At 59.0% G+C, this 4,833-nt stretch carries 4 protein-coding genes; all 4 read right to left on the bottom strand.

From position 1 onward, the window contains the following. Positions 1-181: 181 nt before the first annotated feature. On the bottom strand, positions 182-1,726 hold the full coding sequence (locus H1Y01_RS17620) for an ATP-binding protein (protein ID WP_180541855.1): 1,545 nt from the start codon (positions 1,724-1,726) through the stop codon (positions 182-184). Between the two features lie 560 nt (positions 1,727-2,286). Next, a complete protein-coding gene (locus tag H1Y01_RS17625; RefSeq protein WP_180541857.1) occupies positions 2,287-2,472 on the bottom strand; it encodes a hypothetical protein in 186 nt (61 codons plus the stop codon). A 3-nt stretch (positions 2,473-2,475) separates the two neighbouring features. After that, positions 2,476-3,003 (bottom strand): NUDIX hydrolase, encoded by a 528-nt coding sequence (locus tag H1Y01_RS17630; RefSeq protein ID WP_180541859.1) that lies wholly within the window; start codon positions 3,001-3,003, stop codon positions 2,476-2,478. A 14-nt stretch (positions 3,004-3,017) separates the two neighbouring features. Beyond that, positions 3,018-4,766 (bottom strand): DNA polymerase/3'-5' exonuclease PolX, encoded by a 1,749-nt coding sequence (gene polX / locus H1Y01_RS17635; protein ID WP_180541861.1) that lies wholly within the window; start codon positions 4,764-4,766, stop codon positions 3,018-3,020. Positions 4,767-4,833 lie beyond the last annotated feature (67 nt).

The raw sequence follows: 4,833 nt of genomic DNA on the forward strand, positions 1-4,833 counted from the left end.
GGCAAAGCCGCGCCACGCTTGAAGGGACCGTACAGCCCCACTCCGAGCCCGACCGAAAGGGAGGGTTCTCCGCTGTCGGCCCCATTGACCCTATCCGGGTAGAACGGTGTATGTTGGGGCCTATTTTCGAGGGAGCCGCGCGCGTCAGCAAGCGGTCTTTTTCGACCACCACAACGGGGCTCTAGATAAGACACCCTGCGAATCCAACCTCCGGCGCTCCCCCAACCCGCGGCGGCTGCGTCCGGCTGTAAGAGCGCTGATTGCCACGAACCGAATGGATGGCTTCGAGGAAGTAGTCTTCGACCGGCTTCAGTTGAGCGCCCTTCGCTCTATCGTAAGCAAACAACAACTTACCGTCCTCGATCACTGCCTTCAGGTCCGCCCCGGTAAGTCCGCGGCTCTCTCTGGCTAGAAAAGGCGCGTCCGTTGAGCGGAGTGGTTCGGGCACCAACGCGAGTTTCTCCGCGAGAATTTCGAGCCGGGCCGCTTCGTCGGGCATTCGAGTTTCGAGCCACAACTCGATGCGGCCGGATCGAAGCATGGCCGGGGGCACGCATCGCGCGTCCATCGCCGTCATCATCACGCAGACCCGCTCCGCGCTGGCGCTTTCCAGCCCGTCGAGCATCGTGAGTAAGTAGCGATATAGACCGCGTTCCTGGTTTTGCTCAAAGAGAACGTCACCGTCATCGATAAAGATGATCGACGGCGCATTCTTCTTTGCCGCTTGGAAAACAGCCTCCACTCTTTCGTAGAAGTTGCAGGTACCCGCGATCATGGTTCCGTCGATCAGGAAGAACTTACTATGCAGCCGGTGCGCCAGCGCACGCCCGATCGTTGTTTTCCCTGTTCCAGGAGGCCCGGCCAATAGAACACCTCGCTTCGGTTTCAACCCCAGCTCGGCCGCGAGTTGATCGTTTTCCAGAGGCAGCGCGATCTTGGCTTCTAAGGTGTGGATTAGGTCATCCATGCCTTTCAGGTCCTTCCAACTAACCGGCCGAACCTCTTCGATATCCACGTTGCTCGCCATGTTGTGTTCCGTTAAGTACGCGATCAAGCTATCGGCATCGAGCGTTGCGCGGTTCCTGAACCAATTGAAGGCGCTCTTGAGCTGATACGCGCTCAAACTCGGGGCATAACGGAAGACACGATCGATATTCAGAGCGCGCATCTTCTTCAGACCAAGCACTCCACGTCCGATTGCCTCGTAGTCTTCCTTCCCGAAATCTTCGATTGAATACACGACGGCTCGCGCCGCCACAGCGGACGCCAATTGGCCACGATCGCTTCCGAAAACGATTTTCCGCCCAAGAGCTTCCGCGCGACTTAGGGCGGCGGTGAGCACAACCTCCAACAGATTCGCCCGCGGATATTCCATTGAGTCACTAACATGCTGAAGTAAGTGCAGATCGTCGAAAAAAATCACCTCGTGGCTGGTAATCGCACTCTGCATGAGATCGAGCAACGTCTCCTCGATCTGGCCCCGATCTTCCAGCCGAATGACGAACTCCTGCATTCCGATGAAAGCTCCGCCCGCACCGCGCCACACCTCGCGGAGGGTTGTGGTCCTCCCGAAGCCCGTATCGCTTTTCAGAACGATGACGCTCGAAAAGACCAGCGCGTCTTGTACACGAGCAGCAGCGGCGCGTTGCACCGGCGTTAATTGGATTTGGGCTTGAATGTCAAGCGGGCACACGCGAGCCCGCGCTTTGCTTACGTTAGAAGCCATAGATTTATACAGTTATCCTGGACCGATTACACGCGTGGCGAACCACGCTACAAGGGCCGCGCAAAGATTGGACTAACTGAAGTGAAGGGTGGGGCTGGACACCGTGGAGCCGAGGCCCTCATTACCAGTGAACAGTCGATTTATCGCTTGCATGAGAAGCCTCCTTTCCCGGAATCCGCTAACTGCTCTGTCAGAGTAACATGACCGCGGCCGGTTCTCAAGCGATTTTGTGAAGGTGAGAGTGGAAATTCGCGAGCCCGTTCTCGGCGGTCATATACTGATATCGAGGCCGCAGATTAACGGCGAATGGGATAAGCGATTCAATTCGGCGCGAGGCTGGATCATAGGAGCCGCGTTGATCGAGATTCTATTGGTTTGGCTGATTCGACGTTGAGGCTCGACCCATAAGGTTTGCAGCATTCCGGCGACCCTTACCGCTCATGCTTCAAACCCCCATCTTCTCTCGCCACGTGAATCGGTGTCAAAAGATATCCGCTCACCGGCCATCGCCGTGTCGCTAGGAGCCCCGTTCTGGTTCGACATACTGAACAAGAACACACTTAGCCGCGTCCCTGGCTCTTATTCTCGGCATAAGACAAGGCGCCGAATCCGGCGGAGATCAGAAACTCCAGCCCGACTTGCCAAACAGTCCTGCCCAAAATCGCTTGCGTAATCGCCAGCAGGAAGAATCCCGCCGCGATTGCCGCGTACCACCAGACGAACCATCGGGGCCGCTGCTCGAACATCGCTTATCTCGATCTTGACCAGAGTAGATATCCGGTCAACGTCTTGCCATCTTCCATTTCGCCGCTACGGATCATGTCATCGATCTCATAACGTGCGAACCAGCGCTTTTCGATGCGCTCATCGTCCATCGGTTCAGGCTCGCCTTCGGTCAAGTCCGTGGCGAGGAAGATCGTCATGTACTCTTCCACATAACCTGGACTCGGGAAGTAACTGACTAATTTCGTCCAGTTCTTCGCGCTATAACCCGTCTCCTCGCGCAACTCGCGCTTGGCGGTCTCAAGAACAACCTCGCCCTCGTCCACTTTGCCGGCCGGTAACTCCCATAGCTTCTTACCCGCGGGCAGGCGGAACTGTTGCACCAACAGGACGCGATCCTTCTCGTCGACAGCCAGCATCACAGCCGACCCGCGATGCCGCACCACGGAGCGCTTGATGTGGAACCCCTCGGCTCCGTCTTCATCTTCGGCTTCGTCTTCGGTAATCCAGAACAGCTTGCAGCGGTAAACTTCATTTGACGACGTCAGCTTCATCTCAATAGCGATTCTTACACCCGCGCGATTTGCTTTTTGAATTCGGCCAGCGACAGTGTGTTCGCGACGTCACCGGATTCCAGCCAGCCGCGACGCGCGGTCAGCACGCCGTAGCGCATATTGCGAAGGTGATTGGGATGGTGCGCATCGGTGTCGATGCAGAATCGCGCGCCCTTGGCCTTGGCGGTTCGCGCCAGATTGCCGCTTAGGTCCAGGCGTTCCGGACTCGAGTTAATCTCCAGCATGACGCCGCGTTTGACCGCCTCGGCAACCACCCGATCAAAGTCGAACGGGTAAGGGTCGCGATTCAGCAGCAAGCGCCCGGTGGGATGCCCGAGCAATCGAAGATGCGGGCATTCGAGCGCGCGCAGCAGGCGGTCCGTCATCTCCGCGGCCTCCAGATTCATGTGGCTGTGGACGCTGCCGATCACGAAATCGAGCTGCGCCAGCGCGTCCCAAGCGAGGTCTAATGTGCCGTCGCGCAGGATGTCGCACTCGATTCCGGAGAACACGTGAATGCCGAGATGCGCCGATTCATTCAGCGCCCGCACGCGCGCCGCGAACGCTTCCACGCGCTCTTCATTCAGACCGAACGACATCGCGATGGCTTTCGAATGGTCGGTAATCGCGATGTACTCGTAACCGTGCGCCCTGGCTGCTTCGGCCATCTCTTCGAGCGACGCACGGCCATCGGTCTCGGTGGTGTGCATATGGAGATCGCCACGCATATCTTCGAGTCGCACCAGCGGCGGGATTGCATGCTGCTCGGCCGCTTCGAGCTCGCCGCAGTTCTCGCGCATTTCCGGCGGAACCCAGGCGAGCCCGAGCGCTTCATAGACGCCTTGCTCCGTCTCGCCGGCCACGCGCGAATCGTCTTCGTTACGGAACAGCCCATATTCGCTGAGCTTGTATCCGAGCCGGACCGCGCGGATGCGCACGGCGACATTGTGCTCCTTGCTTCCCGTGAAATACTGCATCGCGGCGCCGTGGCTTTCGGCGGCCAGCGCGCGGATATCGACCTGCAGCCCTTCGCGTCCGATCTTCACGCTCAGCTTGTTCACCCCGCGCCCCAGCACCTGGTCGATACGCGGGAACTGCGCGGCACGATCGAGCGCCGCGGCCGCGCCGGGACCCGTGATCAACAAGTCGAGATCGCCGATGGTCTCCTTACCGCGCCGCAGACTCCCCGCGGGGATGATCGAGGTGATCCCTTCGACATCCTTCAGGAAGTCCATGAGCTCCGACGCGATGCGCTCGCCGAAAGTCAGCAGAAAGCGCCCGCTGCGCAGCTTGTACTGCTCAACGGATCGCAGGATCTTCTCTTCCGTTTTCGCGCCCATGCGGGGAAGTTCGCGGATTTTCTGTTCGCGGCAGAGCTTCTCGAGATCGCTCATGGTCTGCATGTGGAAATGCTCGAAGAGCAAGGCGATGGTCTTCGGACCGAGGCCCTGGATGCGCAGAAACTCGAGCGCCGTGGGCGGATAGCGTTCCAGCAGCCGCTCGCGCTGCGAACAGGAACCGGTCGCGCGGATTTCGGCGAGGATCGCGGCGAGGCCTTTGCCGATTCCCGGGATGCTGGTGATGCTGCGCGTCGGATCTCCCAGGATTTCGTCGATGCGCTCGGGATAGCCTTCGATCGCGGCCGCGCCGTTGCGATAACTGCGAATGCGGAAGCTATCTTCGCCGGCGATCTCCATCAGGTCGGAGGTTTCAGCGAGGATACGGGCGTAGTCGCGGTTTTCAAGGTTGAGTCCGGCGGGCATCCAAGCTTATTGTAGGAATCCGGAGATTCTATTCAGATCGAAGGGCCTGCAGGGGATCAATCCGGGA

Origin of the sequence: Nevskia soli (genome assembly GCF_903970205.1) — a bacterium.
In the GTDB taxonomy this organism is placed as follows: domain Bacteria; phylum Acidobacteriota; class Terriglobia; order Bryobacterales; family Bryobacteraceae; genus Bog-113.

Excerpts from the sequence above, each read along its gene's own strand:
- H1Y01_RS17620 (WP_180541855.1), bottom strand. The coding sequence starts at position 1,726 with ATGGCTTCTAACGTAAGCAAAGCGCGGGCTCGCGTGTGCCCGCTTGAC.
- H1Y01_RS17625 (WP_180541857.1), bottom strand. The coding sequence starts at position 2,472 with ATGTTCGAGCAGCGGCCCCGATGGTTCGTCTGGTGGTACGCGGCAATC.
- H1Y01_RS17630 (WP_180541859.1), bottom strand. The coding sequence starts at position 3,003 with ATGAAGCTGACGTCGTCAAATGAAGTTTACCGCTGCAAGCTGTTCTGG.
- polX (WP_180541861.1), bottom strand. The coding sequence starts at position 4,766 with ATGCCCGCCGGACTCAACCTTGAAAACCGCGACTACGCCCGTATCCTC.